This window comes from Chryseobacterium phosphatilyticum (assembly GCF_002899825.2).
Classification (GTDB): Bacteria; Bacteroidota; Bacteroidia; order Flavobacteriales; family Weeksellaceae; genus Chryseobacterium; species Chryseobacterium phosphatilyticum.
Window position 1 is genome coordinate 354,545 of sequence record NZ_PPED02000001.1, and the last position, 16,696, is coordinate 371,240.

The 16,696-nt window shown below is 33.5% G+C and carries 21 protein-coding genes and 1 tRNA gene; 10 read left to right on the top strand and 12 right to left on the bottom strand.

The genetic code is table 11. From position 1 onward, the window contains the following. Window positions 1–111: 111 nt before the first annotated feature. Window positions 112–999 (bottom strand): C1 family peptidase, encoded by an 888-nt coding sequence (locus tag C1631_RS01575; protein ID WP_165828216.1) that lies wholly within the window; start codon window positions 997–999, stop codon window positions 112–114. Window positions 1,000–1,496: 497 nt separating this feature from the next. Here C1631_RS01575 and C1631_RS01580 point away from each other — a divergent pair, with 497 nt between their 5' ends. From C1631_RS01580 to C1631_RS23915, 3 genes are all read left to right on the top strand, one after another. Continuing rightward, a complete protein-coding gene (locus C1631_RS01580) occupies window positions 1,497–1,985 on the top strand; it encodes a GNAT family N-acetyltransferase (protein WP_109709986.1) in 489 nt (162 codons plus the stop codon). Between the two features lies 1 nt (window position 1,986). Beyond that, window positions 1,987–2,466: a winged helix DNA-binding protein gene (locus tag C1631_RS01585; RefSeq protein ID WP_109709987.1), complete on the top strand. Its 480-nt coding sequence runs from the start codon at window positions 1,987–1,989 to the stop codon at window positions 2,464–2,466. A gap of 223 nt (window positions 2,467–2,689) precedes the next feature. Next, window positions 2,690–2,842 (top strand): hypothetical protein, encoded by a 153-nt coding sequence (locus C1631_RS23915; RefSeq protein ID WP_165828217.1) that lies wholly within the window; start codon window positions 2,690–2,692, stop codon window positions 2,840–2,842. Window positions 2,843–2,956: 114 nt separating this feature from the next. On the opposite strand, the gene C1631_RS01590 is transcribed toward C1631_RS23915, so the two are convergent. From C1631_RS01590 to C1631_RS01600, 3 genes are all read right to left on the bottom strand, one after another. Next, complete coding sequence (locus tag C1631_RS01590) at window positions 2,957–3,466, bottom strand: hypothetical protein (RefSeq protein WP_123966556.1); 510 nt, start codon at window positions 3,464–3,466, stop codon at window positions 2,957–2,959. 268 nt (window positions 3,467–3,734) lie between these two features. Beyond that, entirely contained in the window at window positions 3,735–4,442 is a 708-nt protein-coding gene (locus tag C1631_RS01595) for a hypothetical protein (protein WP_103249819.1), read from the bottom strand. 175 nt (window positions 4,443–4,617) lie between these two features. Beyond that, complete coding sequence (locus tag C1631_RS01600) at window positions 4,618–7,227, bottom strand: TonB-dependent receptor (protein ID WP_109709989.1); 2,610 nt, start codon at window positions 7,225–7,227, stop codon at window positions 4,618–4,620. 398 nt (window positions 7,228–7,625) lie between these two features. On the opposite strand from C1631_RS01600, the gene C1631_RS01605 reads away from it, so the two are divergent. The 5 genes from C1631_RS01605 (at window position 7,626) to C1631_RS01625 (ending at window position 10,526) form a co-directional block, all read left to right on the top strand. Then, window positions 7,626–7,699: transfer RNA gene (locus C1631_RS01605), tRNA-Ala, on the top strand. A gap of 376 nt (window positions 7,700–8,075) precedes the next feature. Then, on the top strand, window positions 8,076–8,324 hold the full coding sequence (locus C1631_RS01610; protein ID WP_109709991.1) for a hypothetical protein: 249 nt from the start codon (window positions 8,076–8,078) through the stop codon (window positions 8,322–8,324). A gap of 161 nt (window positions 8,325–8,485) precedes the next feature. Beyond that, entirely contained in the window at window positions 8,486–9,025 is a 540-nt protein-coding gene (locus C1631_RS01615; RefSeq protein WP_109709993.1) for a hypothetical protein, read from the top strand. Between the two features lie 77 nt (window positions 9,026–9,102). Then, window positions 9,103–9,900, top strand: a complete 798-nt coding sequence (locus C1631_RS01620) for a putative phage abortive infection protein (protein WP_109709995.1) — start codon at window positions 9,103–9,105, stop codon at window positions 9,898–9,900. 77 nt (window positions 9,901–9,977) lie between these two features. Next, the gene (locus tag C1631_RS01625) at window positions 9,978–10,526 is read left to right on the top strand and encodes a hypothetical protein (protein WP_103249991.1); all 549 of its coding nucleotides are present in this window, start codon (window positions 9,978–9,980) and stop codon (window positions 10,524–10,526) included. 29 nt (window positions 10,527–10,555) lie between these two features. On the opposite strand, the gene C1631_RS01630 is transcribed toward C1631_RS01625, so the two are convergent. Then, a complete protein-coding gene (locus C1631_RS01630) occupies window positions 10,556–10,741 on the bottom strand; it encodes a hypothetical protein (RefSeq protein WP_103249992.1) in 186 nt (61 codons plus the stop codon). Window positions 10,742–11,256: 515 nt separating this feature from the next. Between C1631_RS01630 and C1631_RS01635 the strand changes: the two genes are divergently transcribed. Then, on the top strand, window positions 11,257–11,637 hold the full coding sequence (locus C1631_RS01635; RefSeq protein ID WP_123966558.1) for a hypothetical protein: 381 nt from the start codon (window positions 11,257–11,259) through the stop codon (window positions 11,635–11,637). 34 nt (window positions 11,638–11,671) lie between these two features. Here the strand turns inward: C1631_RS01635 and C1631_RS24480 are convergent, their stop codons facing one another. The 6 genes from C1631_RS24480 to C1631_RS23840 all read right to left on the bottom strand — a co-directional run bounded on the left by C1631_RS24480 (window position 11,672) and on the right by C1631_RS23840 (window position 15,712). Further along, entirely contained in the window at window positions 11,672–11,800 is a 129-nt protein-coding gene (locus tag C1631_RS24480) for a hypothetical protein (RefSeq protein WP_262510192.1), read from the bottom strand. A gap of 170 nt (window positions 11,801–11,970) precedes the next feature. Next, complete coding sequence (locus C1631_RS01640; RefSeq protein WP_109709999.1) at window positions 11,971–12,792, bottom strand: trypsin-like peptidase domain-containing protein; 822 nt, start codon at window positions 12,790–12,792, stop codon at window positions 11,971–11,973. A gap of 619 nt (window positions 12,793–13,411) precedes the next feature. Continuing rightward, window positions 13,412–13,573 (bottom strand): hypothetical protein, encoded by a 162-nt coding sequence (locus C1631_RS23920; protein WP_165828218.1) that lies wholly within the window; start codon window positions 13,571–13,573, stop codon window positions 13,412–13,414. 352 nt (window positions 13,574–13,925) lie between these two features. Continuing rightward, entirely contained in the window at window positions 13,926–14,774 is an 849-nt protein-coding gene (locus C1631_RS01650; protein WP_103249413.1) for a sialate O-acetylesterase, read from the bottom strand. A gap of 4 nt (window positions 14,775–14,778) precedes the next feature. Continuing rightward, window positions 14,779–15,342, bottom strand: a complete 564-nt coding sequence (locus tag C1631_RS01655) for a TetR/AcrR family transcriptional regulator (protein WP_103249412.1) — start codon at window positions 15,340–15,342, stop codon at window positions 14,779–14,781. 190 nt (window positions 15,343–15,532) lie between these two features. Continuing rightward, window positions 15,533–15,712 (bottom strand): YodC family protein, encoded by a 180-nt coding sequence (locus C1631_RS23840; RefSeq protein ID WP_123966560.1) that lies wholly within the window; start codon window positions 15,710–15,712, stop codon window positions 15,533–15,535. 191 nt (window positions 15,713–15,903) lie between these two features. Here C1631_RS23840 and C1631_RS01665 point away from each other — a divergent pair, with 191 nt between their 5' ends. After that, a complete protein-coding gene (locus C1631_RS01665; RefSeq protein ID WP_103249410.1) occupies window positions 15,904–16,275 on the top strand; it encodes a DoxX family protein in 372 nt (123 codons plus the stop codon). A gap of 46 nt (window positions 16,276–16,321) precedes the next feature. Here C1631_RS01665 and C1631_RS01670 read toward each other — a convergent pair whose 3' ends face one another. Next, window positions 16,322–16,687: a winged helix-turn-helix transcriptional regulator gene (locus C1631_RS01670; RefSeq protein ID WP_109710000.1), complete on the bottom strand. Its 366-nt coding sequence runs from the start codon at window positions 16,685–16,687 to the stop codon at window positions 16,322–16,324. Window positions 16,688–16,696 lie beyond the last annotated feature (9 nt).

The following is a 16,696-nucleotide window of genomic DNA, read 5'->3' on the forward strand; positions in this document are numbered from 1 at the left end:
GATACACCTTCCATTCTCCAGTTCCCGGTTTCCATTCTCTTGTTTAAAAAAAAGACAATAAAAAATGGCCGGAATGTATTCCGGCCACGACTAATTTTTATAATTCATTTTTTATTCAACATAGGCTACATAAGATTCATTGATCGCTCCTTTTGTTGTCTTAGCAAAGAAGGCATAATCTATCCAGAAGAATCCATTGTCACCCCATGTTTTACCCCAGGAATTTTGTACTTTAAAAGCCTGTTTTGAATCATCGTAACCCACCACGCAAATTGCATGACCTCCTCTTACAGTACCGGAATGGCTTTTCCATATCCAATTGCTTGCTGAACTTAAACTATCAAAGCTTCCATCTACCGTAATTGCAATAACGATCGGTAAATTCATGCTTAAAAGTGTCTTTACATTATTGATATTGGTTTTATCTACAGTGGCCCAGGTTGTAAATTTATGTGTACTTGCAGCGCTTTTTTGAGCAGCATTTGGTTGTGTGGAGCACTCAGCATCTGTATATGGCATTTCATTCCAGCTGCAGACTCCTTGGTTTTTTATTAAATTTAATCCACTGGATACATAAGTTCCATTAGGGCATCCACTTATTTTTACTTGATTATATACATATTCAGGGCTTCTTGGACTGGTTACTCCTTTAAAATTATACTCCAGAATACTGGCAGCAGCATAAGCTGTAGCAAAAGCAACACATGAGCCTTCCTGTCCCTGATTTTCTATTTGAGGAGTGTTGGGAATAATATAACTTGATGGAAGAGAGGCTACCACAAGATTAGCCGATTTGCCTTTTAATTTCTTTGATAATGCTTCTACATCAACTTTAGTAAACGAGTTATAGGTGTTATCATCTACCAGTACTGCTCCTAATGAATGCCTTGCTTGATTTTCCTGTTTAGGTTGCTGAGTATTTTGCTCTTCTTCATTTCTGTTACATGAAGAAAGAGACAGCATTCCAAATGCGATAACGAATAATTTTAGATTTTTCATAAATGTGTTGTTTTGATTTAATAATCCAAATATATAAATTATTCTCATTGAATTGTACTATATTTTATTAATTTTATAGCGTTTTAATTTTTTATTGCGATTTCATCAATTTATTAATTATTTTAAATTGTCATAATTAATATTATTCATTATTTTGTGATTTTTTTTGAAAAACAAAAAATGCTTTTTTTTATGTATTGCTTACAACTGAATTAAAGTTTATGATAAAATGCAGAAACCGTCACCCATCTTAATGTTGTTTTTTGGAAAATACTAAGGTATGTGAGATTTTTCAAAATAGGGCCGCCCGTCAAAAATTGTCAATTTTCTAACTTTATTTTATGATAGACGTATTGGTTTATCGGCTTAGTATTGAGAATTGAGCTTGAAAAGCAAGGGGTTTTTACGTAAAGAATGTGTTAAATTCTTTTAAAAATAAAAATCAATTTGTATATATGTATTTAACTACGTAGTTTTATACCTTAAAATAAAAATCTATGAAACTGGAGATTCAACCTATAGGTAATGCGTATTCAGAGCAGGCCATTGATCTGATTCTGACGATTCAGCAGAAGGAATTTAATATTCCGATTACAATACAGGATCAACCTGATCTTTTACAGATTGAAAGCTTTTATCAGGAAGCAGGAGGGAATTTCTGGGGGGCTTTTATCGATGGGGAACTGGTAGGCTCTATAGCTTTGGTAAAATTTGAGGAAAGAGCAGGAGCAGTCAGAAAGATGTTTGTTAAAAAAGAATTCAGAGGAAGAGAATTTAATATTGCACAGATTTTATTGGAAATTTTAATTTCATTCTGTCGGGAAAATAATATTCATGATATTTATTTGGGAACCATCAATGTATTGAAAGCAGCCCAGCGTTTTTATGAGCGAAATGAATTTTCAAAAATTGAAAAAGAAACACTTCCTGCAAAATTTCCGTTAATGAGTGCCGATGATATTTTTTACCATATAAAGATCAACTGATATGAATGTAATCAACGAAGCAGGAATTCTTGCAATATCCACGAGGTTACATCGGCTCAGTGAGCAGTTGAGAAAAGATGGTGCTTTGATTTATAAAGCATTTGGAATTGATTTTGAACTTAAATGGTTTCCCGTAATTTTTACGATTTATCAAAAAAAAATTGCAAGTGTGGTAGAGATTGCCAATGAAATTGGTTATACCCATCCTTCAACAATAACCCTCCTCAAAGAGCTGGAAAAATTGAAACTGATCCAATGGGAAAAAGATAAACATGATGAACGTAAAAGGATGTTTATGCTGACGTCAAAAGGAAATGAGCTTATCAATAAGATGAAGCCGGTTTGGGAACTGATGTCACAGGTATTGGGGAATATTGCTGATAATAACAACAATTTGCTGGCAGCTATTAACGAGGCTGAGGAAAAACTTGCGAGTCAGTCTTTTTATCAGAGAGCGTTGCAGCTTAAAAATTCAAGATAAATATCTGTACAGATTAATACATCTGCAAAAGATATAGTCATCTTCTGGAATAAGATAGCAGGCAGATTATTGGTTACAGAGTAGGGTGTCTGGCATAGCATATTGTTTTGAAATATATCAAAACATTGTGATATTTACAGTTGATTATTCCTATATTTACAAAGTAATTTTCGCTAAATTATTAGTAACAATACTTCATTATTAACATCAAATCAACGAAATCATGAACACAAAAAAAATGACACTGAAAAATGTACAAAAGCTAGAAAGGGACCAGCTAAAATTAATCAAGGGAGGAACATTATGTTGTCCAAATGGAAATGGGGTTGACGAAACATGTTATATTGTAGAGTGGTGGCAATCTTGTAAAAAGTAACAGATTATTTCATTGCTGAAAACTTTTTGTGGGACCGTTATATTCTCATTTAATGAGTAGTTTTCTATAAATGATCAGGAACGGGAGCTGTACTCTTTGGAGTATGGCTCCTATTTATAAATCACTCTCAATAATATCAATTGTTTTTGGAAAATTGCCTGATTTTTGTAAGGCTTGTTTCTCTTCTTCCGTGAGCTCAGATGTTCCAAGAGCAATGTCTTCCCAGGCTTGTTTGTCTTGTCGTTTAAGTGCTAATTCAATAGATTCAATTTTAAGTTTTTTATCAAGTCCCCATATTCTTAAATCCATTTGTTGGCCTTCTTTGATTTTGCCATCTATAATTTGTCCGATGAAGAAAAGTTTTCTTCCGGTAACCTGAAAAACACTGTTAATTTTAAAGTGAGCAACTATTAAATGATGCCAACTATAACCACAATATCTGCATTGTTTGGCGTAAGGAGTACGGGCAAGTTTATCACATTTTGGGCAGTTGTTGAAAAAAACTTTTTTGGAAAATTCATTCATGATTCGTCTGGCTATATTGAGCTCAAATTCTTCATAGCCATTGCTGAGAAAATGAGCTATTTTAGGATCGGTGCTTATCCAACCCTTTTCTATCATCATATTTCTCAGATATGGACTATCAGAACTTTTACAAGTATAAATATGATAATTCAAAGCCAGCTTTTCGTCTTCAGTCATAAGGTTTCGGAAATATCTTATGATATAATGTACTGTTTCTATATCTACTTTTGTAGCCAACTTTCAGTTTTTTATTTTGGCTAATATATGGTTTATTTTTTTTGAATAGTTTATTTTAAGATCAGAAAAACTACCCATAGTGGCAGGTTAACTTGATGTATGATTATACTAAAATTTTATTGGAGTGTACTTACAAATCTTTTAAACTCTCTTTTTTCTTTTCTTCAATAATTTTTTGATATTTATTTCGTTCGTTATAATTCTCGTCTTTTGCAATCGTATAAATATTATTATCCAAAAGATATAGTGATGTTATTACTCTCTCTTCACAATCACTGCTATGCCCATCCATAAGCATATATGTCATAGTAAAGTTTCTGCTTTTATTGATCCATGTTCTTGTATATATAGATGATGGTAATTCCATAGAACGTCCTCCCGTTCTGCATTTATCAGTGCTTTCCTGTTTTTTTAATTCTCCTTTCCCAAATTTTATTTCCAGATCGTCAAGAAGTTTTGTCTGAGGCCGGCTAATGCTTATTTTATATAATATTGATTTATAAAAAGAAAGTGTAATTCTATCACTTTTATACCTGTCATTTAAATTGTAATTATTTAAAGAATAAACAGCTATGTTAGTAGAATAACTTGCTTCAGTAGGGCTTTTGTAAGTTTCCTCTTTGTTAGCATTCAATCTTTTAATATGTAATGTGTATTCGGTTTGTAACTCACAATTATAATTATCACAATCTTCTACGGTAATTTTATTTTTTGTAGCAATAGAATCTATTTGTGTTTCTTTGAATTTACCCAATTTAAAGAGACCTAAACCTTCAACTTCTTGGGAAAATAAGGTAGATCCTGTGGTTATGAGTAGGTAAATGAACATTTTCTTCATGGCTGGTTTTATTTTTTATAAGATGTAATGATGAGTTATATTTTCCAGCAAAAATAAAAATACTTAACCATTGCTGTTTGCGGAATCCCGTAATGAAAGAGTGGCAGATATATTTAAAAAAAAGAACCCGCCAATAGCGGCGGGTTCACTTCATTCATTATTTAAATGATATTGTTTAGAATCTTAAAGTTGCTGCAACAGACCAGGTTCTTCCAAAACCAAGGAATCCTGTATTGGCGTCAGCTACCCCCTGATATACTCTGCCAGCTTCCTGGTAGGTTTTTCCTGCATCGGGGCCATTGGCGATTTTATCACCGGCGAAGATGTTTGAGCTCAATTCAGAAATATAATATTTGTTGAACAAGTTGTAAACGTTAGCTCTCAATGTCAGTGATTTTTTCTGATCGATCACGAATTTGTAGCTTGCTCCTACGTCAAACAGATGATAACTTGGCAATTTTACAATCCCTTTTTCTCTGGCTGCTTCAGTAAGGAAGTTGATAGGGTTGAATTGTGCATACAGCTTATCATAGTATTCCCAGTTGGCATCAATACTGAAAGCTTTGGTTACGTTATAATCAAATCCAAGACTTGCCGTTGTTTGTGCTGCATCTCCCACTTTCAGATCTTTAATATTGATCATTCCTGTCGCTCCTGATATTTCCTGGTTGGTCTGAACATCAAGGATGTTGAAGTTTGCATTTCCTTTGTACTTCCAGTTACCTAACGACAACATTCCTCTCAATCTAAGGTTAGCAAAAGGTCTTGCTTTTGCCTCTAATTCAACTCCCTGGTGAACCTGGCCAACATTCAGAGCATTATAGAAGTAAGCATTTCCAAGCTGAAGCTGAGAGAATTTCGCAACATCCGCCGCAGTAGCATTGAATGTTCTTGAAATAAATCGGTCATCCCATTGCGTTCTGTATGCATTGATGTTCACATCTACATAACGGGATTTGAAACCATATCCAAGCTCTATAGAGAAGATTCTTTCGTTCTTTGCGTCGTTATAGATGTTTTGGTTTGATGGGAACAATGCATTGAATAATGGCTGTCTCGAAATAACTCCTGTATTAAAGAACACATTGTGATGCTCATCAATGTTGTAGTTAGCGCCTCCTTTTACAATATAACCTGTTTTGTGGTACCATTTGGTTTCCTGATTTCCGGGAGTATACAACATATAATCTTTTCTCTTATAGTATTGTTCGGAAACTGACCCCTGAACAGATGCGCTTAGTTTTTCACTGCTATATTCAACCATACCATATACACCAGCCCATTTTACTAAACCTTCATTGTGTATAGATACCTTTTGAGCATCACCAAGTTTAGCAAGGGGTTCAGGTTTTACGGTACGGTCAATATAATATCCCTTTGGAGCATTTGCTGTACCAGGAACAAATAATGCATCTGATCCTAACATATCAGTAACAATATCATAAAGAGCTCCTTTGTAAGTCTTAAGATCGATACCTCCGTTAAAAGTCCAGTTATTCTTTTTGTAATTAAGGTCTGCAATTACTCCGTACCAGTCATGAGCATTAATACTTTGTTTTCTTACGATACCATTGGTTCCGTTCAGAGTGGCTACATTGCGTCCGTTATAATCATTAGGAGAGCCTGCAGGTGCAATAAAGGTACCTTTCTGGAAATTGTTTCCATTGTAATCGGTTACCATACCTCCCTGGTTATAACGGGAAATCATATCCCAGTTAATTGTACCGTCTCCGCCCTGGCCATAATTCATGAAATTCATAGTTTGCCCGTTAGCGTTTTTAATAGAACCGTTAAGTCCGGTACCACCGCCACCGCGTCCCCATGAACCGTAAACCACTGTGGATAATTTCAGGTTGTCATTAATATTCCAGTCCCAGTTCAATGAAGCAATAGGCTTATGGTAGAAGTTAGGAGCTAAATTGAATTGAGAACCATTCAACATTCCTGTTTGTGGATTGTATCTTCTTCCATACGTTTCAAATTGTTGTAACGTTGCTACATTAGCTCCGGTTGCAGAAGACCTTCTTGTATCGTGTACTTGTGGTGCTCCCGTTGCGATGAAGTTGAAAGCGTGTTTTTCATTCGGCTTAAATCCTGTAGAGAAAAACCATGAATAACCTTCACCCTTTGTTCCGTTAATGTAACCGTCACCTTGCCAGCGGGAAAGCAATACTGTGGTTCCCCACTTATTTTTTAACCCTGAAGAGTACATTGCAGATAATCTGGAGTAGTTGTCGTTACCGGCTTCTGCCTTGATCATTGCTTTCTGCTCAGAATCAGTAGCTTTGGTTACAATATTGATCGTTCCCCCTACAGAAGGAACTACAAATTTAGAAGCTCCCAAACCTCTCTGAATCTGGATGTTGCTGGCAATATCAGCCAATCCTGTCCAGTTTGACCAGTAAACGGTACCTCCCTGCATGTCATTAACCGGTTGCCCGTTGATGATCACTGCAATATTGGCTCCATCGAAACCTCTCATGTTGATTCTACTGTCTCCGAAACCACCACCTACTTTAGTGACATACACAGATGGAGTAGACTTCATGATTTCAGGAAATTCTCTGTTTCCCAGTTTCTCCTGAATTTCCGCAGCCTTGATTGTGGAAACTGCAACAGGAGTTTTTCTTTCTTTGGCTGTTTGAGATAGGTTTCTACCCACCAACATCACCTCATCAATAGATTTAGATTTTTCTAAAGAATCCTTCGTACTCTGCCCGTAGTACAGGGCTGCCGTAGGCAATACAAGCGCTATAAGAAGACGCTTTTTAAAAATAATGCTCATGAAATAAACTAGCGTGTTTAAGTTTTAAGGCTGCAAAGATGACTATTTATTTTTGAATTGAGTATTAAATCTTGAAGAAGTGACTTCATAAAAGTGAAATATGAAGAGGTTTGCTCTTTATTTTGATAATATGATAGGAATATAGTTTTTTAATTTACAGCTTGTTACAGATATAGGTGATTGTGGGAGAGAAATTTATTTAGAGAGATTATAATTAAAGTTTTGTTTGACTTGATAGAAATATGATAATTGCTTATGCCTGTTATGAGTGATTTTTTTTCTTTTAAAAATGGCTTTACAATACTCGAGTCCTTAAATTGCTGATATTTTAGCATAAAAACTGAGAAAAAATTTGCAGATATCATTTAAATACTTACTTTTGTACCGCTTTAAAGAAGGGGGGATTGGCGCAGTTGGCTAGCGCGTTTGACTGGCAGTCAAAAGGTCACGGGTTCGAATCCCGTATTCTCCACAAAAAAAGAGCTGTAATTTGTTTTACAGCTCTTTTTTGTTTACTATGTAGTTGATAGTAAGATTATTAAATTTACAAATAATAATTCATTATTATATTTTACGCTTTACAATCTTACTACAGTAAACTTCTGTTTCGTCTTTTGTATTTAGTTTTAAATCTAATGCTTGACTTTTGATTCTTTTAAAACTAACTCATTTGCTTGCAAGCTTAATCTGCCTTTCTACTTCTTCCTGATTTCTATAGAGTAAATATACTGCTTAAAAAGAAAAGGCAAAATCAATGTTTTTCTCTATAGCTATGGCAACTGCCTCACCTGAAGATAATAGACAAGATGAGTGTCTATGTGCCGGCATTGAAGGGTAGAATGTCAATTATGAAGTCATTCTTTCAGCTAATGAATACATCCTTCCGGAATAGTGATCTGGACGCAGAGCTGGTTATAATTCCTTACATTATAAACAACGAAGTTAAGTTCAATGAAATGCTAATGTCAGTTAACGGAAATCAACTATTCAGCCAGAAAGCAACAATGGAGAAAGCCGGGATTAAGGACGTTGACAAGATGCAAGAGGAAATTAAGAAAGAAATACCTGTGCCACCTAAGCCAACCGATCTCCAATAACAACGGTTATTTAAGATATAGTTCTTAAATTCGCAGAAGGTTTGTAAGTGGTTCTTCTGCTTGCTTCAGTAGAAAATGAGTAAAGTGATTGCGTTAATTTGTGATCACTTTTTTATTTAAATTCCTTAATTTTACTAAATAATCTAACAAAATGAACACAAATGACACAAAAAAATATTGAAAAATTCACTAAGATTAAAGATAAGTATTTCGCAAAATTAGAGAAACTCGGAATCAAATCTTTGAAATTGAATACAGATTTTCAAGTCTTAAAATTGGATGTTAATAATATAGACGGACTTAAAAATTTTATTTGGAGAAAGTTTAATTCTATTGTGAAAGAAAATGACAGAGATTTTAACAAACTGCAGCATATTTACTTTGAAATGGAGCAATTTCTTAAGAATGAACAGAAGGGTAAAGACAGCACTTATGTGAGAGCTTTATTTTTTGAAGCACTAATTAAATATAACAAGGAAATATCAAAAGGAGTTTTGCTTGAAGTAGTAATAATAGGTAAAAACAATCCGAATATTTGTGATGTTTGTAAAAATGATAATGGTAAAACATTTAATTTCGACTACGCTTTAAATAACCATATTTTACCCCACAAGGATTGTATGTGCAAAAGTGGCTGTATATGTAATATGGGCATCTCAAGCAAAAGAGATTCACATGGTAAACTTATTTATTTAGATTAGAATTTAAGTCCATTTTTAAACGGAGCCTTCTCTTTGAGAGGGCTTTTTGTTATATTTGTGGAAAACTAAAATAATCTATGAGAGAGAATAATAGTGGGAATATTCCTTTTTATACAGCCTTGGCTGTAATATTTATTTTTACTATTCTAGGACTTACTTACTTGATGCAAAACTCTAGTGAATATGATGATAGAGGCACATTTGGGGATATGTTCGGATTTGCTAATGCAATGTTTACAGGTTTATCTGTAATTGGATTATTAGTTACTATTTTACTACAAAGGAAGGATCTGAATATACAACGTGAAGAACTTAAAAAGCAGACAAGTTCTATATATATTCAAAATTTTGAAAATACATTTTTTCAAATGATTAATATATTCCATAAAGTCATTGAAGATATTGTTCTTATTAATGGAACTAATAAAATAACTGGTAAGGCTGCAATTAATAGTATACATTCTGAATTGCAAATATCTGCTCAAGAATATGTGTCTAGGAAAGAGAAGTCAATATATGTAGATTATTCAAGAACACATTTTGACATTACGGGTGATGAGATAAGGAAATTAATAAAAAACAGGTTTGAAATAAATAAAAATCAGCTCTCTCATTATTTTAGAACTTTTTTTACTATTGTAGAAATGATTGATGCAAATCCAGTTATAAATAAAAGGATTTACATTAATATTCTTACCTCACAACTTACGCGGACTGAAATAATGATGTTGTTATACTTTGGTGTTAATACACAAAATGAAAAGTATAGAATGCTTATTGAGAAGTATTCTTTACTAAAAGATATAGATAAGGAAAAAATGATTTTCTCAAGTATGATGGGATCATTCAGTAATAGTGCATATAATGAGATGTAAATAATTTATAAAAAAAGAAAGATTTACAGTTTTCTCTTTGAGAGGTTTTCTTTTTATATTTGCTTCAAATTAAAACCATGTTAGTACTAAATTTGACTACTCAAGAAATGACTTTCTTAACAGATATAAGCAAAACAGTAATTCCTTTATTTGCTGCTTTGGGTGGTGCAATGGCGGGCTCCTATCTTACATATAGATTTCAAAGGAAAGACAAGATTAGAGATCATTTATTTACACATAAAGTCAAATTCTACTCTACCTTAGCAGAATGCATTGTGGGTGTTAAGAGAGACATAGAGGATAAAAGAGGTAAAATCAGAGTTAAAAGAGAAGAAGAAGCTAAAACCATAACAGCTATTTGGGATGATTTTAGAAAGGTCTGCGATGAGCAAACGTTATTTTTAAGCGATCAGACAAAGCGTGATTTATTGATCTTAGAGGGAATTATATTTGAAGCTTTCAATATGGAAATAGAGAGAATCATAGATGTAGATAACTTTACAGATGAGCAAATGATTCATGTTTGCGGAAAAGTAATCGAGGATTGTGAAGATTTTATCAAGAAATTACAAGATGAAATAGGCGTAAATGCTGTAAATACAAAACTAAATATCAGAAAATTTTGAAAACAGCCCCTTAATTGGGGCTTTAATTTTTAAGGCATATGAAGTTTGAGCTTTGCTCTGTTTTTGTAATGATGCCATTGATTAATCATAAATTCCGCTAGTTCTATTTTCTCCTCAACTGTTAATTCTTCATTCTCGTACTCTTCATCATAAATATGAAACACTCCATCTGAGCCTTCAGAAATTTCCAGATTAAGATTTATTCCTAAATCCATTATTACAGTTTGCTTCTCTGCCGGAATTAAATATTACTTTGTTGTCAACTATTTTCATGTTGTTTTATTTCAAAGTTAACTCTTTTCCTTTAAGTGCGAAGAAAAGGTTTTGACGTTAAAATTCTTCAATTTGTTTTAAAAAATGATCTGCTTCCTCTTTTGTATTCGGCTGAAGTTGTTACTTAAAAACAAGTCCATTCTTCGGAGATGAACCCGTTATTGTTTTATCCTTGTGGACCATCAAAGAGTTACAAATATTCTCTTTAAGTTCTTTCTGGTAGTTGGTACAGAAAGTAGTTCCGTTTGCTTCGCGGATAGTCTCTTTTTGATATCCGTTTCGGATGGATTATTTTCGTTGGTTCATAAAGGAGCAGGCGAGGATGTAATCAGAACCTGATTCACCACAAAATACATTACAGCTAGTGGAAAAACTTTAAATGGATTGATCTGAAGAAGAAAAGCTGAGGCTGATTTGTTCTTTGCGAAATAGATCTATATTTTTGCAGAAAAACATGTTGCCAGAAATTACAGCCAATTTAATTGCAGGATATGCAGCGCTTTTATCAACATTTCTAGGTTTTCGCGAAATATGGAAATTGAGACCCAGATTTTCTACTTCATGCTATTCAATAGGTGATCCTGAACAGGAAGATGTTATTACTCTTTACAATAAATCTAATAAACCCGTTGTGATAAATTATTTTTCAATAGAAAAAAACGGTAAAGAAATTGAATTGAGAAATCCGGCGGATTTTTTCATAATTACAATTAAGCCCCAGGAAGTTTATAACATTAGAATTGAAGGGGCGTATAAGTTTCAGTGGAAAGGAGAAATTTTTCTGAAATTACACTTAATGGGTAGGAAAAAACCTAAAAGAATTAAACTAGATTACTAAAATAATCGTTCCCCACTGTTAGGTGAGGAATTTTTTAGTCAATTTTATCAAAGTTATTTGTATAATAACTCTCTGCTTGGTTAGAAGCTTCAAATTCACCCATATTTTGGGATATTAAAGCATCTTTATAAGTTTTTTCTTTCAATTTTTTCTCTGCTATCACATAGATTTTTTTTAAATTATCTATTAATAAGTGCCTGTTTTGTTCGGTAAAAGGGTACGTTTGGGATACATGTTAGTGTTTATGAAATAATTAATATGAAATGGATATGCATAAAGAAGCAGTCTTTGATTTCAGAATAAATTATTATTAACAAATAAAAGAAGTGGTTATTATTCTTTTTTCGGAGGTGTATATTTAAGAATCTCAAAAACTTTATCCATACTTACCGCAATTGAGTATCCAGAGTTACTTACATGGGTATTTAATAGACCACTTTTGGTATTGATCCACTGTTCTTCGAAAGGTATAAATTCGCTCATGACACCAATAATCATATGAGTCCTTCTACCATCTAAATGATTTTCAATTTGTACAATCGGTCCTCCGCTGTTGCCAAAGTACGATGGACAATCCAAAACAATAGTTTTTGTCGGTTTATTTAATCCTGCGACAATTCCTTTTCTGAGAAGTGGCTTTGAATAATTAAACTGTGGTCTACCCTGTAGACCTAATGAACTTGGGTATCCATATAAGATAATGTCGTTCGATATGAGAACTTCATTAAATAATGCTACCGCATTTGGATTAACAGAAACTGTGTTTCCTGTAGACGTTTCACGAACAATGGTAACTCCATCATTTAAATTGAACATATGGCTATTGGTTTCGACATTAAATTGTGTGATTTCAAATATTTCTATAGTCGCAACATCTGATGTAGGATGTACAATGATTTTGCCATTTTTTGCTAAGGTTTCGAAGTCCAACCTGTATTGTTTTAATTCATCTGAATTTATGTCACTACTTTGACAAGAAATAGTAGCGATTTTACCTTTTGTTTTTATAGTTTTATTGTCAAAAATAACGTGCTTGGCAGTTATTAAATAGATTTTGTTATTTATTTGATTGAGAAAAAAGCCCGAACCTGTATACTTATTATCAATATTTATAAATACAGGATAGGCCAAATTATTATCAGGAATATTTCGCATAAAATAGTTTTTACTCGAATATACAAATAGATTCTTGAATCATTTTACGGTTTCCCGTAGTATTATGACTACAGTAAGTCCGTGAAATCCCGATTAGTATAATTAGGAATATTATTATGATTTGCAGGAACATTAATCCCGGATAAAATTTTATGGCCTAAATAGAATAATAAGTGAATTGAGTCTTTAGGAATATGGAGTTGTAAATGATAAGAATTAATTATTTCATATTTCCACTTATATAATAGACAGTGATTCATCATTTCTTGCAAATTATTATTTAAAAGAGCAAGTGTTACTGTAACTTCATTATTATTTAATTCTTGGTGAATTGGCTCCATTGCTAGTATTAGTATATTTTTATTGGATTAACAAGCAATATGCCATAATAAAAGCTTTTGAAACTATGTGGTATTTAAAAATAACATTGGAAATTCTACCTCCTAAATTCTTGGGAGGTTATTTATAAAATATACCACATCACTAGGAGGTGAAATTTATTTATGTACCTTTAAATGTTCGATTTATTTTAAAGTCGGATTATATGTATTCTGCCTCCTATCGCCGTGGGAGGTTTTTTATACCACAAAACGTTTGATTTCTTTAACAGTGATCTTATTTATTCTTCATTTTTCGGTTTGAAATTTCTCCCTACTCCTTGTCGAAGGAAAGTAATTTTTCCTTGCACTTTTTTCGCTTTTTCAAGAATTTCTAAGGCTTTTATTCGCTCGTTAACTTTGCCTGCATGGGTTATATTGTCCTGAATATCATTTTTTTTCATATATCAATTTAGTGATTTTATTTGACAAAAACAAATCTTCCGTCTTTACTGTATTTCAAACACTAAATGTTTATCTGAGGTTAAAATTTTTGTTTCGTTTCCTGCCTCCACAATAGTTAGTAAATATCTGTTGGAGTCATTATAATTATTTTGTTTATGTCTGTTTATTCAAGTAATGAATTTGCATGCTCAAACACAAATTATATAGGGGCCTTTTATGGGAAGATTCAATATGGATCTGTCTACAGGATATACCACAGGAGAGTATTGTTTCTTTTTGCATATGTTCCTGAAATCTGTGAAAGAGCTTATCTCATTCTTGGATACTATTGGATACCCCTTGTTTAATATTTTATCCCTGATTCAAAGCCGTTAAATGATCGAGATAGTCTTTACTTTCAATAATGCCAAGCGCAAATTCGTGTTCCAGCAATTTGATTTTTTCTGTTTTTGTATAGGGGCGGTTGTAGATTTTGGCCAATACACCTTCTTCATCATTGAGAGGAACAGGAATATGCTGTAAATCCCGGAAAGCCTTATAATATCTGACTCCGAGTATTCTTTGTGACAAGGCATTGAAATGAATATGATCAGGATTGGGTGTCAGCCCTTTTGCGGTAACGAAATAGCAGTTTTTAGTGGTCTGGGCGAAATCTTCCAAGTCCTTATTAATCAAAGGGTAGGAGGTGAAATAGGGTCCAAAGATTCCATCAGCCAGATAATCTCCTAGACCACCTATGATAAGAGGGACTTCCTGAATATGTAATTCCTTACGGAGCACATCAATGATCACTGAAAGCTTTTCCTGGTATTGGTTTGCTTTTTCCGGGGAGCAATCGCTTTCTCCCTGATGCCATAAGATACCCTTGATTGTACTGGTTCGTTGTGCCAGTCTGGATTGGGAGATGGCGTTTTCAAACAGAGCTCCGGTAACTGCCCAATCATCGAGGCTGGTTCCTCCGTCAGCACATGGAATCAATCCTATTTCATGTTGTGGATTATCCATTCTCCAGGAAGCTGCAAATGAAGCAGCCAATCCTACACCCGCACTTGGACGATCGAAATTAATAGGTTCGGACATGATTTGCCATAGCCCGTTTCTTTGCATTTTAATATGTTCGTCAAAGATAGGAGGGACTTCTTTAGTATAGCCACGTCCAGCCATATTTGACTGACCTATCATTAAAAAGGAATCTATCATTTTTTTATCTGTTTATCGGGATGCCTATACCTCTGCTGAATGAGTGCCAGGCCAGTTTTTTTATATCATTTGGAGCAATATCTCCGGATCTGAAAGCTGTAAGGGTTGCATTAATTACATTAGTGAAAAGGATTCTGATCCATGGTAATGGGAATTGATCATCAATTATTTTTTCTTTTTGTAATTGTTGTATAGCGGTGAATAACTGACTTCTTACCTGATGATATTCTGGATGATCCAGATTCTTCTCGTTTGATGTTATAGATTGGTTTTCATTGAGTTTCATCAAGAATGAATACTTTGTTCCGTTATCAATACCGGCGTATAATAAATGTTCTAATTGTACTAAGGGATCCTTGGTGCTGCTAAAAACTTTGATGGCAGCATATTCCCATGTCTGCATCATATTCTTATTGCAAGCTTCCAGCAATTCATTCCGGTTTTTAAAATACCGGTGCAGCGTTCTGCGATTAATCTCACAACGGGCCGCAATGTCTTCCAGGGTAGCCGAAAAGTTTTCATTTAAGACGGAGATAGCATGATCAATAATTTTTTGTTGTGTACTCATTCTTGTTTTGTTGTCACAAATATAAGTAAAATGTCTCAATTATGTGACAATCATTTTAAACCTTCAAAGTTGGAGTAATAAATGCTTCCACTCTGTAAAGTCAGTGATTATAAGAAAAAAACAGAACCACCTCAATGTGAAGTGGTTCTGTTTTATAATGTTGCTCTTTTAATAAGTTTCATACTATTTTTTACTTGTCTCTGTTGTATTTTACCAATGTATCTTTATGAAAGTGACCCACTTGCAAAAGCTCCTGTGAAAACCACAAGCATTCGAAATAGCCCTGACCCTTGTCTGAAATAGCATTGATAGTCATGATGGTCCTTGCATCTGATTTTAAATAAACGGTGTCTCCTATTTGTAATTCCATGATTTTTGTGATTAAGTTATTCTCAAATATAATAAAATACAATGGTATTTCAAGCCGGTTCATTAGCAGATATACTGAAGCTTTTGTAGTAATTATTTGTTTTTTAGGCTCTTGCAATAAATCTCTTTTCCTACAATTTTGTAAGTAAACAGGAAAAAGTACTTTTTTTAGGAAATTTGTAAAAAAAAGAAATGGAAATTATTAAAACCGTTATTTACTGGATAGGGTATGCATTTTATTTATATGTTTTTGGATATGCTTCTTTGTATAAAGTATTTCAAAAAAGTTCCATGATGCAAAGCATGAAATCATTGGGATTTAATACAACATGGACAATTCTGATTGGTGTATTGGAACTGTTAGGAGTCATAATGCTGGTGTTGGGATTGTTTAAGCCTCAGTTTAGAAATATTGCTGTAGTGTATTTGTTTCCTTTTGCTGTAGGTGCCTTTACCAGTCATATGGCTCATAATGAATATCATCACTATTACAATTCTCTGTGGATGTGTATTATTTCTGTGGTATTGCTGGTGCTGGACAAAAATTTTAAAATTATTGTTTAAAAGATATGAATAAGGCTATATCAATTGTATATAGTCTTATTTTTTATTAAGTTTCTTCTTCTTTAGCTTGCTGATTTCCCCAGTTTTTCATTGAATCCAGTATTTCTTTTAGAGAGTTTCCTTTTTCAGTAAGGCTATACTCAACTTTAGGAGGGAATCCACCATACTCAACTCTTTCTATCAAATGATCATTTTCAAGTTCTTTTAATTTTGCGCTGAGTACCCGCTCGGAAATCCCGGTAAGCTTTTCCTTAAGTTCGGAATAGCGTAATTTCTGACCATCAAGAAGATTGGCCATAATATTAATTTTCCATCTTGCTCCAATCATTGCTAATGTAACGGATAATCCACAATTATTCTTTAAGTATATTTCATTGTGATGATTGGTAGAATTTTCTTTTCGGGTAAACATAGTGGTTGC